The 15182-nt window shown below is 36.4% G+C and carries 18 protein-coding genes; 15 read left to right on the top strand and 3 right to left on the bottom strand.

Going from position 1 to position 15182, the window contains the following annotated elements:
- Window position 1: 1 nt before the first annotated feature.
- The gene (locus tag F936_RS10805) at window positions 2–1087 is read right to left on the bottom strand and encodes an alpha/beta fold hydrolase (protein WP_005047375.1); all 1086 of its coding nucleotides are present in this window, start codon (window positions 1085–1087) and stop codon (window positions 2–4) included.
- 135 nt (window positions 1088–1222) lie between these two features.
- Between F936_RS10805 and F936_RS10800 the strand changes: the two genes are divergently transcribed.
- The 4 genes from F936_RS10800 (at window position 1223) to recR (ending at window position 4056) form a co-directional block, all read left to right on the top strand.
- Window positions 1223–2410: an O-succinylhomoserine sulfhydrylase gene (locus F936_RS10800; RefSeq protein ID WP_005047373.1), complete on the top strand. Its 1188-nt coding sequence runs from the start codon at window positions 1223–1225 to the stop codon at window positions 2408–2410.
- 195 nt (window positions 2411–2605) lie between these two features.
- Window positions 2606–2839, top strand: coding sequence for a hypothetical protein (locus F936_RS10795; protein WP_005040939.1), 234 nt, complete (start codon window positions 2606–2608; stop codon window positions 2837–2839).
- 281 nt (window positions 2840–3120) lie between these two features.
- Window positions 3121–3450, top strand: coding sequence for a YbaB/EbfC family nucleoid-associated protein (locus F936_RS10790; RefSeq protein ID WP_003651604.1), 330 nt, complete (start codon window positions 3121–3123; stop codon window positions 3448–3450).
- 9 nt (window positions 3451–3459) lie between these two features.
- Window positions 3460–4056 carry a recombination mediator RecR gene (gene recR, locus F936_RS10785; RefSeq protein ID WP_005047371.1) on the top strand — a complete coding sequence of 199 codons (597 nt, stop codon included), beginning with the start codon at window positions 3460–3462 and terminating at the stop codon, window positions 4054–4056.
- 321 nt (window positions 4057–4377) lie between these two features.
- Here the strand turns inward: recR and F936_RS10780 are convergent, their stop codons facing one another.
- Complete coding sequence (locus F936_RS10780; protein ID WP_080595307.1) at window positions 4378–5061, bottom strand: FMN-dependent NADH-azoreductase; 684 nt, start codon at window positions 5059–5061, stop codon at window positions 4378–4380.
- Window positions 5062–5179: 118 nt separating this feature from the next.
- On the opposite strand from F936_RS10780, the gene F936_RS10775 reads away from it, so the two are divergent.
- The 3 genes from F936_RS10775 (at window position 5180) to F936_RS10765 (ending at window position 6889) form a co-directional block, all read left to right on the top strand.
- Window positions 5180–6031, top strand: a complete 852-nt coding sequence (locus tag F936_RS10775) for a LysR family transcriptional regulator (RefSeq protein WP_005047369.1) — start codon at window positions 5180–5182, stop codon at window positions 6029–6031.
- Window positions 6032–6127: 96 nt separating this feature from the next.
- Window positions 6128–6394 carry a hypothetical protein gene (locus F936_RS10770; protein ID WP_003651614.1) on the top strand — a complete coding sequence of 89 codons (267 nt, stop codon included), beginning with the start codon at window positions 6128–6130 and terminating at the stop codon, window positions 6392–6394.
- Window positions 6395–6553: 159 nt separating this feature from the next.
- A complete protein-coding gene (locus F936_RS10765) occupies window positions 6554–6889 on the top strand; it encodes a hypothetical protein (RefSeq protein ID WP_005047367.1) in 336 nt (111 codons plus the stop codon).
- Window positions 6890–6955: 66 nt separating this feature from the next.
- On the opposite strand, the gene F936_RS10760 is transcribed toward F936_RS10765, so the two are convergent.
- Window positions 6956–7120 (bottom strand): hypothetical protein, encoded by a 165-nt coding sequence (locus tag F936_RS10760; protein WP_002113596.1) that lies wholly within the window; start codon window positions 7118–7120, stop codon window positions 6956–6958.
- Window positions 7121–7591: 471 nt separating this feature from the next.
- Here F936_RS10760 and F936_RS10755 point away from each other — a divergent pair, with 471 nt between their 5' ends.
- The 8 genes from F936_RS10755 to F936_RS10720 all read left to right on the top strand — a co-directional run bounded on the left by F936_RS10755 (window position 7592) and on the right by F936_RS10720 (window position 14996).
- Window positions 7592–7897 (top strand): YcgL domain-containing protein, encoded by a 306-nt coding sequence (locus F936_RS10755; protein ID WP_005047363.1) that lies wholly within the window; start codon window positions 7592–7594, stop codon window positions 7895–7897.
- Window positions 7890–8276 carry a hypothetical protein gene (locus tag F936_RS10750; RefSeq protein WP_003651617.1) on the top strand — a complete coding sequence of 129 codons (387 nt, stop codon included), beginning with the start codon at window positions 7890–7892 and terminating at the stop codon, window positions 8274–8276. Before F936_RS10755 ends, F936_RS10750 begins: the two co-directional genes overlap by 8 nt.
- A 29-nt stretch (window positions 8277–8305) precedes the next feature.
- On the top strand, window positions 8306–9157 hold the full coding sequence (locus F936_RS10745; protein ID WP_004642719.1) for an AAA family ATPase: 852 nt from the start codon (window positions 8306–8308) through the stop codon (window positions 9155–9157).
- Window positions 9158–9172: 15 nt separating this feature from the next.
- The gene (locus F936_RS10740) at window positions 9173–10360 is read left to right on the top strand and encodes a vWA domain-containing protein (RefSeq protein WP_005047362.1); all 1188 of its coding nucleotides are present in this window, start codon (window positions 9173–9175) and stop codon (window positions 10358–10360) included.
- Window positions 10361–10397: 37 nt separating this feature from the next.
- Window positions 10398–11603: a tryptophan synthase subunit beta gene (gene trpB / locus F936_RS10735; RefSeq protein WP_005047361.1), complete on the top strand. Its 1206-nt coding sequence runs from the start codon at window positions 10398–10400 to the stop codon at window positions 11601–11603.
- Between the two features lie 226 nt (window positions 11604–11829).
- Window positions 11830–12834 carry a 50S ribosomal protein L3 N(5)-glutamine methyltransferase gene (gene prmB / locus F936_RS10730; protein ID WP_003651622.1) on the top strand — a complete coding sequence of 335 codons (1005 nt, stop codon included), beginning with the start codon at window positions 11830–11832 and terminating at the stop codon, window positions 12832–12834.
- A 12-nt stretch (window positions 12835–12846) separates the two neighbouring features.
- Window positions 12847–13938 (top strand): chorismate synthase, encoded by a 1092-nt coding sequence (gene aroC, locus F936_RS10725; RefSeq protein WP_005047359.1) that lies wholly within the window; start codon window positions 12847–12849, stop codon window positions 13936–13938.
- A 332-nt stretch (window positions 13939–14270) separates the two neighbouring features.
- Window positions 14271–14996, top strand: coding sequence for a hypothetical protein (locus F936_RS10720; RefSeq protein ID WP_005047357.1), 726 nt, complete (start codon window positions 14271–14273; stop codon window positions 14994–14996).
- The last annotated feature ends 186 nt before the right edge of the window (window positions 14997–15182 follow it).

The following is a 15182-nucleotide window of genomic DNA, read 5'->3' as shown; positions in this document are numbered from 1 at the left end:
CTTAAATTTGTGTTGAACGTTCGGTCAGCCATTTTGCCAGTTGTGGCCAAAACTCCAGAGCACTGGCCTGACTCGACATTAGGCCTAAATGACCACCGGGGATGAGAGTAAACGTGACATCTTGGCTGCTTGTCAATTGACTTAATGGAGAAGCAGCATCAGCAGTCACCAACTGATCACTACGACCCGCGCCAACTAAGAGAGAGCAATCTATATTTTTTAATTCGATTTTGTTATCTTCTAATTGAATAAAGCCACGTTTTAATGGATTTTGTAGCCAGACATTAAACAACATATCCTGATTAATCCCACCTGGGTAATCAATCATATTATTTAAAAAGCTACTTAAGGTTGCATGCTCTTGTACAAATTGTAGGTCATCAAGATTTTTTAGCAATTGAACATGCCCATCAAACCAGCCTTTAGGATCAAGAATTTTAAAGCCTAATGAATTTAAAATTCCGGGACTATGAATCAGGCGTTTTGGCAATCCAGAATAAATACGGTCCTGAATTTTTTTGTTACGACCAATAAGATGATTCATGTTTCGGTAGAGTTTGCCAATATAGCCAGATGCATAACTATCTATTGGACTACCAAGAACAATCAGGTTTTTAATATAGTTAGGTTGGTTAAGCGCAGTATATAGAGTGACGAATATGCCAGCCATACTCCATCCATGAAGTGAGATTTGTTCACTTCCTGAATGTGTGCGGACAATTTCTATCGCTTTAGGAATGAAATCTTCAATAAATGATAAAAAGTTAAGATGTCTATCTTTAAACTTTAAACTTCCCCAATCGACCAAATAGACATCGAAACCAGCATTTTGGAAATATTTAATAAGAGAGCGATAAGGATATAAATCATATATCGCCATATTAATGGCGAGTGGGGCAACAAATACTAAAGGCTCTTTAAATCTTTTCTGTGTTGCTGCGTAATAGCGAATACGGGTTTGATTGAACTCGCCAATGACTTCATAGGGAGTGCTTTGTGACAGAACCAATGTTTTTGGGTGAAATAGTCGGGCAGAAAGATGCTTCATTTGACTTTGTTCAGAGACAAGGGACTTTAAGCGTTTCATCTTGCTTTACCAACTATTTACTAAAGATTGTATAAAGTCTAAGCGATAATTTTAAGGTTTACCTTGACCTTAAATACATTAGACACTCAAAATGATGATAGTTTTTAGTACATGACCAGTAAAGGCGAACATTTAATGAACCAGTCTGATGATTTAGAATACCAACTTGATACCTTAGCCATTCGTACCGGACATACTCGTAGTTTTGAAGGTGAGCATGGCGAACCGATTTTTTTGACATCATCTTTTGTATATGAAAATGCAGAAGAAGCTGCAGCAAAATTTTCTGGTCAAGTTCAAGGAAATATCTATTCTCGTTTTACTAATCCGACTGTATCGATGTTCGAAAAACGTTTAGCAGCTTTAGATGGTGCTGAACGTGCTGTTGCGACAAGCTCTGGAATGGGCGCGATTTTGTCAGTTACTATGGCATATCTCAAAGCGGGTGATCATGTTATTTGCTCAAGAGCAGTTTTTGGTTCAGTTGTTGCCTTGTTTGAAAAATATATTGCCAAGTTTGGTGTAGATATTACATTTGTCGATTTATGTGATTTAGACGATTGGAAAAACGCAGTACGTCTAGAAACTAAACTTTTATTTGTTGAGTCGCCATCTAATCCTCTAGCAGAGATCGCAGATATTCAAGCGCTTGCAGATATTGCTCATGCGAATGGTGCATTACTTGCGGTTGATAACAGCTTCTGTACGCCTGTTTTACAGCAACCATTAAAGTTTGGGGCAGACCTTGTAATTTACTCGGCGACTAAATATTTAGATGGGCAAGGGCGCGCATTAGGTGGTGCTGTTGTCGGTAATCATCAGTTATTAGAAGAAGTTTTTGGTGTTGTCCGTACGCTTGGACCATCAATGAGTCCATTTAATGCATGGGTTTTCTTAAAAGGCTTAGAGACTTTACGTTTGCGTATGAAAGCACACTGTGAAAGTGCTCAAATTCTTGCAGAATGGTTATCTACTCATGAAAAAGTAGAAAAAGTTTACTACGCTGGTTTGCCAACTCATGAAGGTCATGAGCTTGCTGCCAAACAGCAAAATGGTTTTGGCGGGATCGTTTCTTTCGTAGTTAAAGGCGAACGCGAAGGTGCTTGGAAGGTTATTGATAATACTAAGTTTATTTCAATTACTGGTAACTTGGGCGATGTGAAGTCAACAATTACACATCCTGCAACGACTACACATGGCAAACTTTCTGCTGAAGCTAAAGCTGCGGCAGGCATCCAAGAGGGTCTAATACGTGTATCGGTAGGCTTAGAAGATATTAATGATATTATCCGTGATATCTCACGTGGTCTGGATTTAATCTAATTAATTCTATCGAAATAACACTCTTTGGTTATTTTGTTCATGAAACCATCTCTTTAATCGAGATGGTTTTTTATATTTAAATGTTACTCAAATTTCAGAATTGCAATAAAAAACCTACATTTTTGTTTAAATAAGGGCTAAGAGCACAAGGTATAAAGACTTTAAATTTAATTAAAAGAAATGCGAGTTTTAAAAATGCTTAAGCCTATTGCTATTGTCGTTGTAGTGGGGGTAATCGGGGTAGTTGGATACAAATTGCTGACCAAACCGAATCAGAACCCAGTGAATGAGACAACCTTATTGATTAACAATGCAGAGAAGTCGGTGCAAGAAGCAGATAAATCTATTCAAGAAGCAAATACCTCCTTTAAGAAAGTCCCTTTAAGTGAATATAAAACAATTGATAAAGGGTTACAGGCATCTCAATAGTGACCTAAATTTTCATAAGGCTTTAATGTACAATTTTTAGGCGTTTATGAAGTGGATCTAAGTTTAATCATGCCACTCATGTAGCTACGTGAAATAGAGCTAGAGATACTGATAGAAAACATTAGTCTATTGTGTCAGAATTACAGATTAATTTGAGTTCAATGCACTAATCTGTATGGATTTTAATCACATGGGTTGGTTCAATGAGATTAAGTTTTTATAAAGTATTACCAGATAACCAATAATACTTTAAAGATTTGATAGAGATACGGAGTAAAGTTATGAATATCAATATGCTCATGCAGCAAGCGCAGCGCATGCAAAAAGATATGGAAACAAATATAAAAAAGGCGAAAGAAGAGCTTGCCCAAACTGAAGTCCAAGCAGAAGCTGGTGGTGGTTTGGTTAAAGTAACAATGAATGGGCGCTATCTTGTAAAACGTATCGAAATTAGCCCTGAATTACTTCAAGATGAACCAGATATGATTGAAGATTTGATTGCTGCAGCGGTAAATGATGCTGTGCGTCAAGCAGAAGTTATTTCAGAAGAAAAAATGCAAAAAGCGAATTCTGGTATGGGCTTGCCACCTGGCTTAGCGGGCATGTTCTAAGGAAGTTCTGTGTTTAGTGATAGATTTGAACAACTCGTTCAAGCTTTACGTATATTGCCTAGCGTTGGTCCGAAATCGGCTCAACGTATGGCATTACATCTTTTGATGAAAAATCGAGAAGGTGCGTTCGCATTAGCTCATGCTTTACATGAAGCTTCAAGTTATATTCATGAGTGCAGCGTTTGTCATTCTCTAACTGAAAATGAAATTTGTGATATTTGTGCCTCAACTGAGCGAGAAGACCAACTATTGTGTGTAGTTGAATCACCAGCGGATGTCATGGCGATTGAACAAAGTGGTAGTTTTCGTGGTAAATACCATGTTTTAGGGGGACATCTTTCTCCTTTGGATGGTATTGGCCCAGAAGAAATTGGTGTTCCTTATCTGATTCAGCGCTTAAGTCAAGGCACTATTGAAGAAGTGATTTTGGCAACTAATGCGACTGTAGAGGGGCAGGCGACCGCTCATTATTTGGTAGAGGCGACTAAGCACTTACCTATACAAATGACGCGTATTGCTCAAGGTGTACCGCAAGGTGGTGAACTTGAGTATGTGGATAGCCACACCTTAAGTCAGGCAGTTCATAACCGTATGAGAATGAAATAAGCATTCCGATGCTTATTTCATTGATGCGATATAAAATTGAATTAAATTTATTAATTTAGCTATTAAAGGCAAATATTATTCTGTCTTTAATTAGAAAAGATAGTTTAAATAAAATATGAAAGCACATAAGAATGAAAAAGATCTTAGAGATTTTAAAGAATGAGTATTTGGAGTTAACTTTAAAAGTATAAATAAAAGATCAAAAAATTATCTATTTTCGAAAAATTGTTCAAAAATAGAGTATTCATAAAGGTTTAAGTGGTAATTTCCTACTTCTATGTTATATATACCAGAGTTCTAAGCACTCTAAGTATTAATATTCTACGGACTTTTTGTGAATGAACCAGCAAGTTCAGCTACAAGTTCTTCAGCTTTTTGAAAAGCATTTTCTAATGACTTTATATGTCGTTCATCTCCAAACTCTTGATATTCTGAGGCAATTTCATAAATTTTCTCTACACCTAAATATTTACTGAGTGTACGCAGGTGAGGTACAAGATGATTCATGTTGTGACGAATTCCATCTTTCTCAAAACCAAACTCTCCACTAGACGTGATAATAATTAAAATTTTTCCAGATAAAAGAGGTTGTAAAGGGAATTCTCCTCGAGCAAGGTCAAAATCAAATGTTTTATTAATTCGAATAATTTGGTCAAACCATGCTTTTAGTTGAGCAGGCATACCGTAATTGTACATAGGAGAAGAAATTAGAATTATATCTGAACTCGAAACCTCCGCTATTAACTGATCGGATATTGATAAGACATCACATTGAGTTTGTGTTCTTTTATTTTCAGGTGTGAATACAGCATCAATCCAGTCCTGAGTAATAAATGGAGGTGGATTCATTCCTACATCCCGATAAATATACTCATCCATAGGCCTTTTATTTTTCCACAAACTGACCAATCGGCTGGCAATATTTTTTGAAATAGAATTATGATTTGGATTGGGGTTAATTGCAGCTCGTACGCTGGCATCTATATGTAACATTTTGCTCATCATAAATTCCATAAGGGTTAGGAGTTAATTTATTCTGAGTTTTAAATGAGAAGTAGACAAACGAGAAAATTACAGCTATAGATGATTTTAAATCACCTATAACTGTGATTCAGGAGAAAGCATGCAAGTCTCATTGCAAGCACTTAGGGCATTTGAATCAGCTGCTCGACTAGGCAGTTTTAAATTGGCTGCTGAAGAGCTTTCGCTAACACCGACTGCAATTTCACATCATATTGCCAATCTTGAAAGCAGGTTGAATGTTGATTTATTTCATCGACAGGTAAGAAAAATAACGCTTACAACGACAGGTGATAGGCTAGCAATAGCGATTTCTGAAGGATTTCGTAAAATTGAAGATGCGCTAGATGAAATAACAGTAAATGGAAATACACTCAGAGTGGCGACAACATCTTCATTGGCAGCAATGTTGTTAATTCCTTCAATAAATGAATTTTATCAATTACATCCTGATATCTCAGTTGAATTTTCTACAGGGGAAGCTTTAGAAAGTCACTTATATACATTACCTATTCGATATGGCGATGTATCTTTAATACCTTCTAACGATATTCTTAAATATGAGTCTTTTAATGTATTTGGTACATCTAAACTTGATCTTTCCAAATATACGACTGAGCCAATAACGCTATTTACCACAGAATGGAAAAATAAAGCATTACCAAGTCCACCACTAGACACTTGGCTTGAGGTGAATGGATGGGACCGAACGCAAATAACAATTAAGAAGTTTGATCAGGAAATTTTTGGAATACATGAGGCATTAGCGGCCAATGGACTCGTATTTTGTTCTTCTACACTTGCCCAGAGATTTATTAAAGCGAATCTTATACAACCTCTTAAGACTAAATCAGTTCAATCTGAGCTGTGCTACTACATCCCAAATAAAGAAGATTTTAAAAATAGAAATGCCAGAAAATTTATTGACTGGATAGAAAGATTATTTAATCAATAAGCTTATATTTTTGATTGGAATTAACTACACAACACCAAAACTATATAAGCTTTTTATGCTATAAAATTAGATAAATTAATAATTAGAGAGATAAATATGCTTAATAACTTTAGTGCTGAACAAGCGCGTCAAAATGCTAAAAATTTTAAAATCAATCAAGAGGCCATGCTGGAAAAAATTTTAACAGGTACTGAAACTGATTCTAAAGCAGGGAAGCGAAAAGCAACTTTCCTGTTTCCTATTGACGCTGTAAGTCCTGATCATCTCACACACGTAGAAGAGGAACTTAGAGGGAGAGGCTTCAATGTTTCAACCAATATTGAGGACTCTGGTACAACCATAACGATAGAAATAAGCTTTTAAATATCGATTTTTTATTAGACCGCTTTTTAAGAGCGGTCTTTTATATAGAGTTAAAAAAGGGAATATAAATTTATTTACATTTAAACTTATGTTAATCATGATTTTATTTGACACGTTCTACCATCTTCTGTAGCTTTACTTTTTAAGTGGAATATGGATATGAACTTCCAAACAATACTTTTATCTTTCAAAAATCAATCTACTGGTACAGATGCATTTAAAGATTTAAAAAATGCTTGTGAACAGTCTCTTAAAGAATCTCAAAATACAAAAGAAAAAGCAGCTGTCTATTTGATCTATGGTTTTGCACGTAGTTACGTGATTTTATATGAAGATGAAGCAGTCACAACTGAATTTGCCAACGTTTCTAAGACTACGCTCATAGGCTACATGGAATGCCTTAATGAAGCTCTATTAAGTCAAGATGATAGTGCTATTTTGAATGCCCTAAATCAAGTAACTGATAACTATATAAAGAGTTCTCGAGTTTTCTAAACACCATTAATTTGTACTGGTAAAAATACTTCTTTAGCTTGGGCTAAAGAAGTATTCAAGTTTGTATTAATGAGACTTTTTCTTACCGCCGCCATCTTGTTTATTGACGGTAGACCATGCGATTCGTTCAGCTTCTTCTTGAGAATGACCTCTGTCTACTTCACTCTCAACAATATGTTTAGCCTGACGTTTTTGCTTTGCTGTGTAAGCTGTTTTATCGCCACGAGGCATAAGTTCATCCTCCGCATCTATTATTAAGATACTTATTATTGAAACATATTGAGAATTTAAACCAGTTAAGTAATGTCTGCTAATGTTTGTTAAGTGGTTAGAAGTTTTACTTAAATGTGAATTTAAAAAGGTAATAGCTAATTTTAATACGATAAATTTCATAGTATTAAAGGGTAAAATTATTAAAAACAGATCACAAAAAGTACTCAGTAACAAACGATTTCTTATTTTTTTCTAAAATTGTTTTTATTTTATTAAAATGGATAATTGTATTTAATGTTTAAAATCAGCAACTTATTTTATTTGTGTGTAAGCTGGCTTTAGTCTAGAACAAAGTTATTATCGACCTTAATCAACGTTGTGGGTTAATATTTCCCAAGAATTAAAAAAACGACTGATGCGTAAACAAACCTGCGTGGGTGAGTCGTTTTTTTTCATGTATGCTGTCCTTAGTTCAAGAGTTGATTTGAAATGCACTGTGATATTTATAGATCGAGCAAAAAAGATGAAATGTACATTTATATTGCTCGTCCAAACTATCCTGACGATGCGGAACAAGCTGATCCGTTTGAAAATGTTCCTGAAGCTGTTCTACAAGCGTTTGGTCGTGCAACGTTTGTCATGCATTTAGAATTAGCTCCAACACGTAAATTGGCGCGTGCTAATGTTTTACATGTTTTAGACTCATTACAAACAAAAGGTTTCTTTCTTCAGATGCCGCCAGAAGGGTTAATTAACCCAAATGCAGTTGAACCAGAGGGCTTACGTGGTGCGTGAAAATCAAACTGGAATAATGAATCAATTATTCTCTTTTTTGGATTTTATTCCTGAAGATGCTATTGCTTTAACAGCTTATGGAATAGGCGCTATTATTGCTTTGTGGTGTTGGTGGCGATTAATGCGCCGTCTTCCTACAACTTTTGGTGCGATTAGCTGGCTTATTGTATTTGCTATTTTAGTCACACCAACCGTGTCTGAAGGTCCGAATGCATCGGTAGCACCAGCTATTTTTGGACTACTTTTTGGTGTTTTAACCAAAGATAGCCCTCTAATCTGGTCAAATTTATCTTTAATTCTGTTTGTAGTTGGTCTAGGTTTGGTTATTGGCTATTGTTGGTCAAAATATTCAACAAACAAAAGCATGCGTTCCATCTAACCATTGAAATAGAAAAATAAGGTCTTTACATGTCTGCTGATACCCAACATTTTACCGGTACAGATCAATATATCGCGACTGACAGTCTTAAGCTCGCTGTAAAAGCAGCCCGTGCTTTACAAAAGCCTTTACTGGTTAAAGGTGAACCTGGTACGGGTAAAACTTTACTTGCTGAACAAGTAGCAGAAAGTTTGGGCTTAAAACTCATTACTTGGCATATCAAATCGACAACCAAAGCACAGCAAGGGTTGTATGAATATGATGCTGTTTCTCGTTTACGAGACAGCCAGTTAGGTGATGACCGTGTTTACGATATTAAGAACTATATTAAACCCGGTAAATTGTGGGAAGCTTTCACGAGTGAAGAGCGTTGTGTCTTGTTAATTGATGAAATTGACAAAGCCGATATTGAGTTTCCAAATGACTTGTTGCATGAACTCGATAAAATGTCTTTCTATGTTTATGAAACGAGTGAAACCATTACGGCAACACAACGCCCAATTGTAATTATTACCTCGAATAACGAAAAAGAGTTACCAGATGCTTTCTTGCGTCGTTGTTTCTTTCATTACATTGAGTTTCCAGATGAAGTGACCATGCGAGAGATTATCGATGTTCATTTCCCGAATATTTCTGCAACACTCGTCAACGAAGCTTTACAGGTTTTCTTTAAATTACGTGAAATTCCTAATTTGAAGAAACCACCATCAACATCTGAGTTAATTGATTGGTTAAGCTTGCTCATGGCAGATGATATGCCTGAAGATGTATTGCGTAATCGAGATACATCTAAAGCTATTCCACCGTTATATGGTGCTCTCATCAAAAACGAGCAGGATGTACAACTCCTCGAACGTTTGGCTTTCATGTCTCGACGTTAAAGGAGGGAATAACCCATGTTTGTGCGGTTATTTTACACCCTACGTAAATACGGTGTTCCAGTTACAACTCGTGAGCTTATTGACTTAAACCGCGCTGTAAGTGAAGGTTTAGTTTTTGCCGATCAAGAAGAGTTCTATCAACTTGCTAAAACTATTTTAGTTAAAGATGAACGCTTTTTTGACAAGTTTGACCGTGCCATAAAAGACTACTTTGAAGGTATCGAAACCTTTGATCTGGATGAGTTACTCAAGCAAGTTCATAAATTACCAAAAGACTGGTTTGATTTAGAACTTCTAGAAAAGCATTTAACTCCAGAACAAAGAGCAGAACTCCAAAAAGCAGGTTCCTTAGAAGAACTGATGAAAATGCTAGAAGAGCGGTTACGCGAACAGCATAAGAAACATCAAGGCGGCAACCGCATGGTGGGTACAGGTGGTACTTCACCTTTTGGGGCTTTTGGTGATCATCCTGAAGGTGTTCGAATTGGTGGGCCGGGTCGTAAACGTTCGGCTGTTAAAGTATGGGAACAGCGTAAATATCAAAATCTAGATGACGACCAAGTTCTTGGTACTCGTCAGATGCAAATTGCTTTGCGCCGTTTGCGTAAATTTGCACGTCAAGGTGCAGCTGAAGAGTTGGATGTTGACGGTACAATCCGTGAAACAGCCAAGCAAGGTATTCTTGATGTTCAAATGGTACCAGAGCGTCGAAATCGAATAAAAGTGCTTATGTTGTTCGATGTAGGCGGTTCTATGGACGCTCATATTGCCCAATGCGAGAAACTCTTTAGTGCCGCTAAAACTGAGTTTAAGACACTTGAGTACTTTTATTTCCATAATTGTCTCTATGACTATGTTTGGAAAGATAACCATCGCCGCACAGCTACCCGTATGAATACATGGGATCTATTTCACACTTATGGACGCGACTATCGTGTAATTGTAGTGGGTGATGCCAGTATGGCACCGTATGAGTTGAAATCGGTGGGTGGCTCGGTTGAATATATGAATGATGAGACTGGTGAGGTTTGGTTACGCCGCTTACGTCAACATTTCGATAAAACAGCTTGGTTAAATCCTGAAACTGAAGGGTATTGGCATTACACTCAAACCATTGGCTGGATTAAAGAAATTTTTGAAAATCATATGTATCCAATGACGCTAAAGGGCATTGAAGATATGACTCGCTACCTTTCTCGATAAACTTGATAACTTTAATAATTTAAAAAAGAGAGATGACATGCAACATCAAATTAACGGTATTGCTTTGCCGAATGAACAAGGATTTTTTGGTGAATATGGCGGACAGTTCATTCCTCCACATTTAAAAGAGGCAATGGATGAGATTAATGTTGCTTATGAAGAGATTCGCCATACCCCTGAATTTAAAAATGAATTAGCAGATCTCTTTACTAATTATGTAGGCCGTCCAAGTCCTTTATTTCATGCGAAGCGTCTTTCTGAACAGTTAGGCGGTGCACAAATTTATTTAAAGCGTGAAGACTTAAATCATACGGGTGCACATAAAATCAATCATTGTTTAGGTGAAGCTTTACTTGCCAAGTATATGGGTAAAAAGAAAGTTATCGCTGAAACTGGTGCTGGTCAGCATGGGGTTGCTTTGGCAACAGCTTGCGCCTTAGTGGGGATTCCATGTGAAATTCATATGGGGCAAGTAGATATTGAAAAAGAACATCCAAATGTCGTCAAAATGAAAATTTTGGGTGCTCATTTGGTCGCAGTAACACGCGGTACAGCAACATTAAAAGATGCTGTAGATAGTGCATTTGAAGAATATTTAAAAGACCCAAAAAACTTTATATATGCGATTGGTTCTGTCGTGGGCCCACATCCATTCCCTAAAATGGTTCGTGATTTTCAATCGATTATTGGTATAGAAATTAAAGAACAAACACATCATCGTTTTGGAAAAAATCCGGATTATGTTGTGGCATGTGTCGGTGGCGGTTCAAATGCAATAGGCGCATTTACTGCATTTTTAAATGATTCAGATGTAAAGCTGGTAGGAGTTGAACCGGCTGGACATGGTTTAGACACCAATATGCATTCAGCAACACTAACTTTAGGTAAGCCAAGTCAAATTCATGGTATGGCCTGTTATGTCCTTGAAAATGAGGACGGTGAGCCTTTACCGGTGCATTCTATTGCTTCAGGACTTGACTACCCAGGTGTTGGCCCACAACACAGTTTTTTAAAAGATTTAGGTCGTGTTGAATATATCACTGCAACTGACCAAGAGTGCTTAGATGCTTTTATGACGCTTTCTCGTGTTGAAGGTATTGTTCCTGCGCTTGAAAGTTCACATGCTGTTGCATGGGCAATTCGTGAAGCTCCTCAATTAGCGAAAGAAACCATGATTGTAGTGAATCTATCTGGGCGTGGAGATAAAGATTCTGATTATGTCGCTGAAAAGCTTAAGCTTTAAAACCCATTAAACTTTAGAAGCGGTCCATCATTTAAGGGCCGTTTTTTATTTTGAATATCTAAATTAAAGTTCATCATTTTACAATTAAAACAAAGTATTCTGAATTTAACGTGTGATTGTTCGAGATAGGCGTGTAAAACTCCGGTTCACAAGGCAAAGCGTTGCTTTGCTGTACCTCACTCAGTAGAATAGTCACTTTGCAAAATTTGCCTTTGGAGACGCCTAAGTGGAGCGACCGACGATTAGCCCTGAAAATTTACAGGAAGCGGCTGAAAATTTATCAACAATTCGAGATTTTATTCGTTTTGGGGTATCAGCATTACGTCAACATGATGCACATTTAGGACAAGGTACTGAAGATTATTTTGCAGAAAGTTCTGCATTAGTTTTACAAACCTTATCTCTTGAATGGTCAGCAGACGCAGAAATTCTAGATGCGAAGTTATTACCAAGCGAGAAAGCAGAATTTTTAAGCTTATTGGAACGCCGTATCAATGATCGTATTCCAACATCTTATTTATTAAACCTTGCTTATTTCTTTAATAAACCATTCTATGTAGATGAGCGTGTATTGATTCCACGTTCACCAATTGCAGAATTAATTGAGCAACGTTTTGCACCATATTGTTTAGATGAAAATGGTCAAATGCGTGAAGCTCTCAATAATTTGCCAGAAAATGCAAAGCCTAAAACTCCGCACCGTATTTTAGATATGTGTACAGGTTCTGGATGTATTGCAGTCGCTTTGGCTTATGCTTATCCAGACGCTGAAATAGATGCAACTGACATCTCTAAAGAAGCTTTAGAAGTTGCTTCAATTAATACTGAGCACCACAATAAGCAATATCAAGTTGCATTGCTTGAGTCGGATCTATTCGCCAAGATTCCAGCTGAAAATCAGTATGATTTGATTGTAAGTAATCCACCGTACGTTGATGCTGAAGATATGGCCGACTTACCAGAAGAATTTTTACATGAACCTGAACTTGCATTGGCAGCGGGCCAAGATGGTTTAGACTTAGTTCGTAAAATGCTTGCACAAGCAGCAGATTACTTAACTGAAGATGGTCTCATTGTCATTGAAGTAGGTAATTCTGAATGGTCAATGCGTCAGAACTTTAATACGATTGATTTCAACTGGCTCACTTTCCAAAAAGGTGGTTCAGGTATTTTTGCTTTGACTGCTGAACAATGTCGCCGTTATAGAAAACTATTTGAAGAGCAAATATAAGGAGTTGGGCATATGGCAGGGAATAGTATTGGACAACTCTTTCGTGTAACTACTTGTGGTGAGTCTCATGGCGTTGGCTTAATGGCAATTGTTGATGGTGTGCCACCGGGCCTTGCGTTAACCGAAGAAGATCTACAAAAAGATCTAGACCGTCGTAAGCCAGGTACATCAAAATTTGCGACTCAACGCAAAGAGCCTGATCAAGTTGAAATTATTTCAGGTGTATTTGAGGGTAAAACCACTGGTACACCAATCGGTTTATTGATTCGTAATACTGACCAAAAATCGAAAGATTATGGCAATATTGCCCAAACTTTTAGACCTGGCCATGCCGACTATACATATACGCAAAAATACGGTTTCCGTGACTATCGTGGCGGGGGCCGTTCAAGTGCTCGTGAAACTGCTATGCGTGTTGCAGCAGGTGCAATTGCTAAAAAATATTTAGCAGAAAAATTTGGCGTTTTGATTCGTGGTCATGTGACACAAATTGGTAATGAAGTTGCCGAAAAACTGGATTGGAATGAAGTTCCGAATAATCCATTTTTCTGTGGTGATGTAGACGCTGTTTCACGTTTTGAAGCCTTAGTGACTTCTTTACGTGAACAAGGAACAAGCTGCGGTGCAAAGCTAGAAATTTTAGCTGAAAAAGTTCCTGTGGGTTGGGGCGAACCTGTTTTTGACCGTTTAGATGCTGACATTGCTCATGCGATGATGAGTATTAATGCGGTTAAAGGTGTTGAAATTGGTGATGGCTTTGCAGTTGCTGGACAGTTTGGTCATGAAACACGTGATGAAATGACCAGTAATGGCTTTTTAGCGAATCATGCAGGCGGTATTTTGGGCGGTATCTCAAGTGGTCAGACCATTCGAGTAGCGATTGCACTAAAACCAACAGCAAGCATTACGACACTAGGTAAAACGATTAATTTAAATCGTGAAGATACAGATGTGTTGACTAAAGGCCGTCATGATCCTTGCGTAGGTGTTCGAGCAACCCCAATTGCTGAAGCAATGTTAGCAATTGTTTTGATGGATCACTTCTTACGCCATCGCGCACAAAATTCAGATGTTATTCCACCATTTGCTCCAATCGAACCATAGTCATAATTTTTGACTAAAGTAAATAAAACCCCATATTTAAATTAAATGTGGGGTTTTAAATTTTTATTCCATTGAGTTTGATTAAATTTTAAATTATTTTCTTGTCTTATAATATTTATATAAATATAATATTCTGCGAATTATTTTTGAGTGTATTCATCTGTAGAACTTGGCAATTAAATCTTGTTAATTTTTACTACACCCGATATCTATATTTATCACTGAAAGTTAATTTACTCAAATTGCTTTTATATAAGTTTATTACATATTTAAATTTTTATTACTTTTAACAAAGAATTTTCAAAGTCATCATTGAAATTGGGGAAATATCAATGAATCAGTGTACATATAGAATTGGCTGTATGTCAAAGGATAGGCTATTGCCTAAAAATTTAGAGGCAATGATAAAAGTTATTCATGACTTATCTTTGTCATCTCATCTTGTGGGGAATTGGATATATAGTGAAGACAAGCCTGATATACATATTATTGATTTAGATAGTGGTTATACCAATATTCTTATTCCAAAAAAAATTAAGATCGTATTAAGTAATAATCCTGAGCTTTTAAAGGGCTATCAGTATGGTTTGAAGAGACCAATAAGATATCAGGAACTTCTCAATATTTTACAAGATATTGAGAAGAATGAATATTTTAAAACAAGTCATCAAGAGCGTATAATAAATAACGATAATATAGTGTCTAAAGATCATTTAGAGACAAAAATTCTTTACAAGCTTGTCTGTTATCCAAACTTTAAAAACATTCATGCCGAGCAGATCGTTAATGTCACTAGAGTTTGTGCTTTATTATCTATTGAGTCAAAAACAGCCCAAGAAATTAAGAGGTTTTTGAATTTATCTATTGATGAAATACAAAAAATTATAGAAATAATAAAAAAAGAAGCCTATCCAAATTATGAAACAATACATGAGAATATTGTTTCGATTTTACCATTTTCAACTGAAGCTATTTCCACTGTACCGCAAAGAATAGAACAAAATTCACTATTTTATTTTTTAATTAAATTTTGGAAGAGACTGAAAGGTGAGCTCTAATGAAATGGAATTTTTTCTATATTAGATTGTCTGAATCTAGTAATGTCATTATCTAAAAACAGGATGTTGATGTATTGAAAGTCGCTAAATTTATTAAGTTTATATAAGTCATTTTTAACAGATGGTTTAAACTTAAATAAAAGAGATTTTTGTACTTACTGGTTCTAAATTACATTTTAGCTTTAC

The sequence above is a fragment of the Acinetobacter calcoaceticus DSM 30006 = CIP 81.8 genome (assembly GCF_000368965.1).
Taxonomy (GTDB): domain Bacteria; phylum Pseudomonadota; class Gammaproteobacteria; order Pseudomonadales; family Moraxellaceae; genus Acinetobacter; species Acinetobacter calcoaceticus.
Note: the sequence above shows the minus strand (reverse complement) of the source record. Positions and strands in the feature narration are given on the sequence as shown.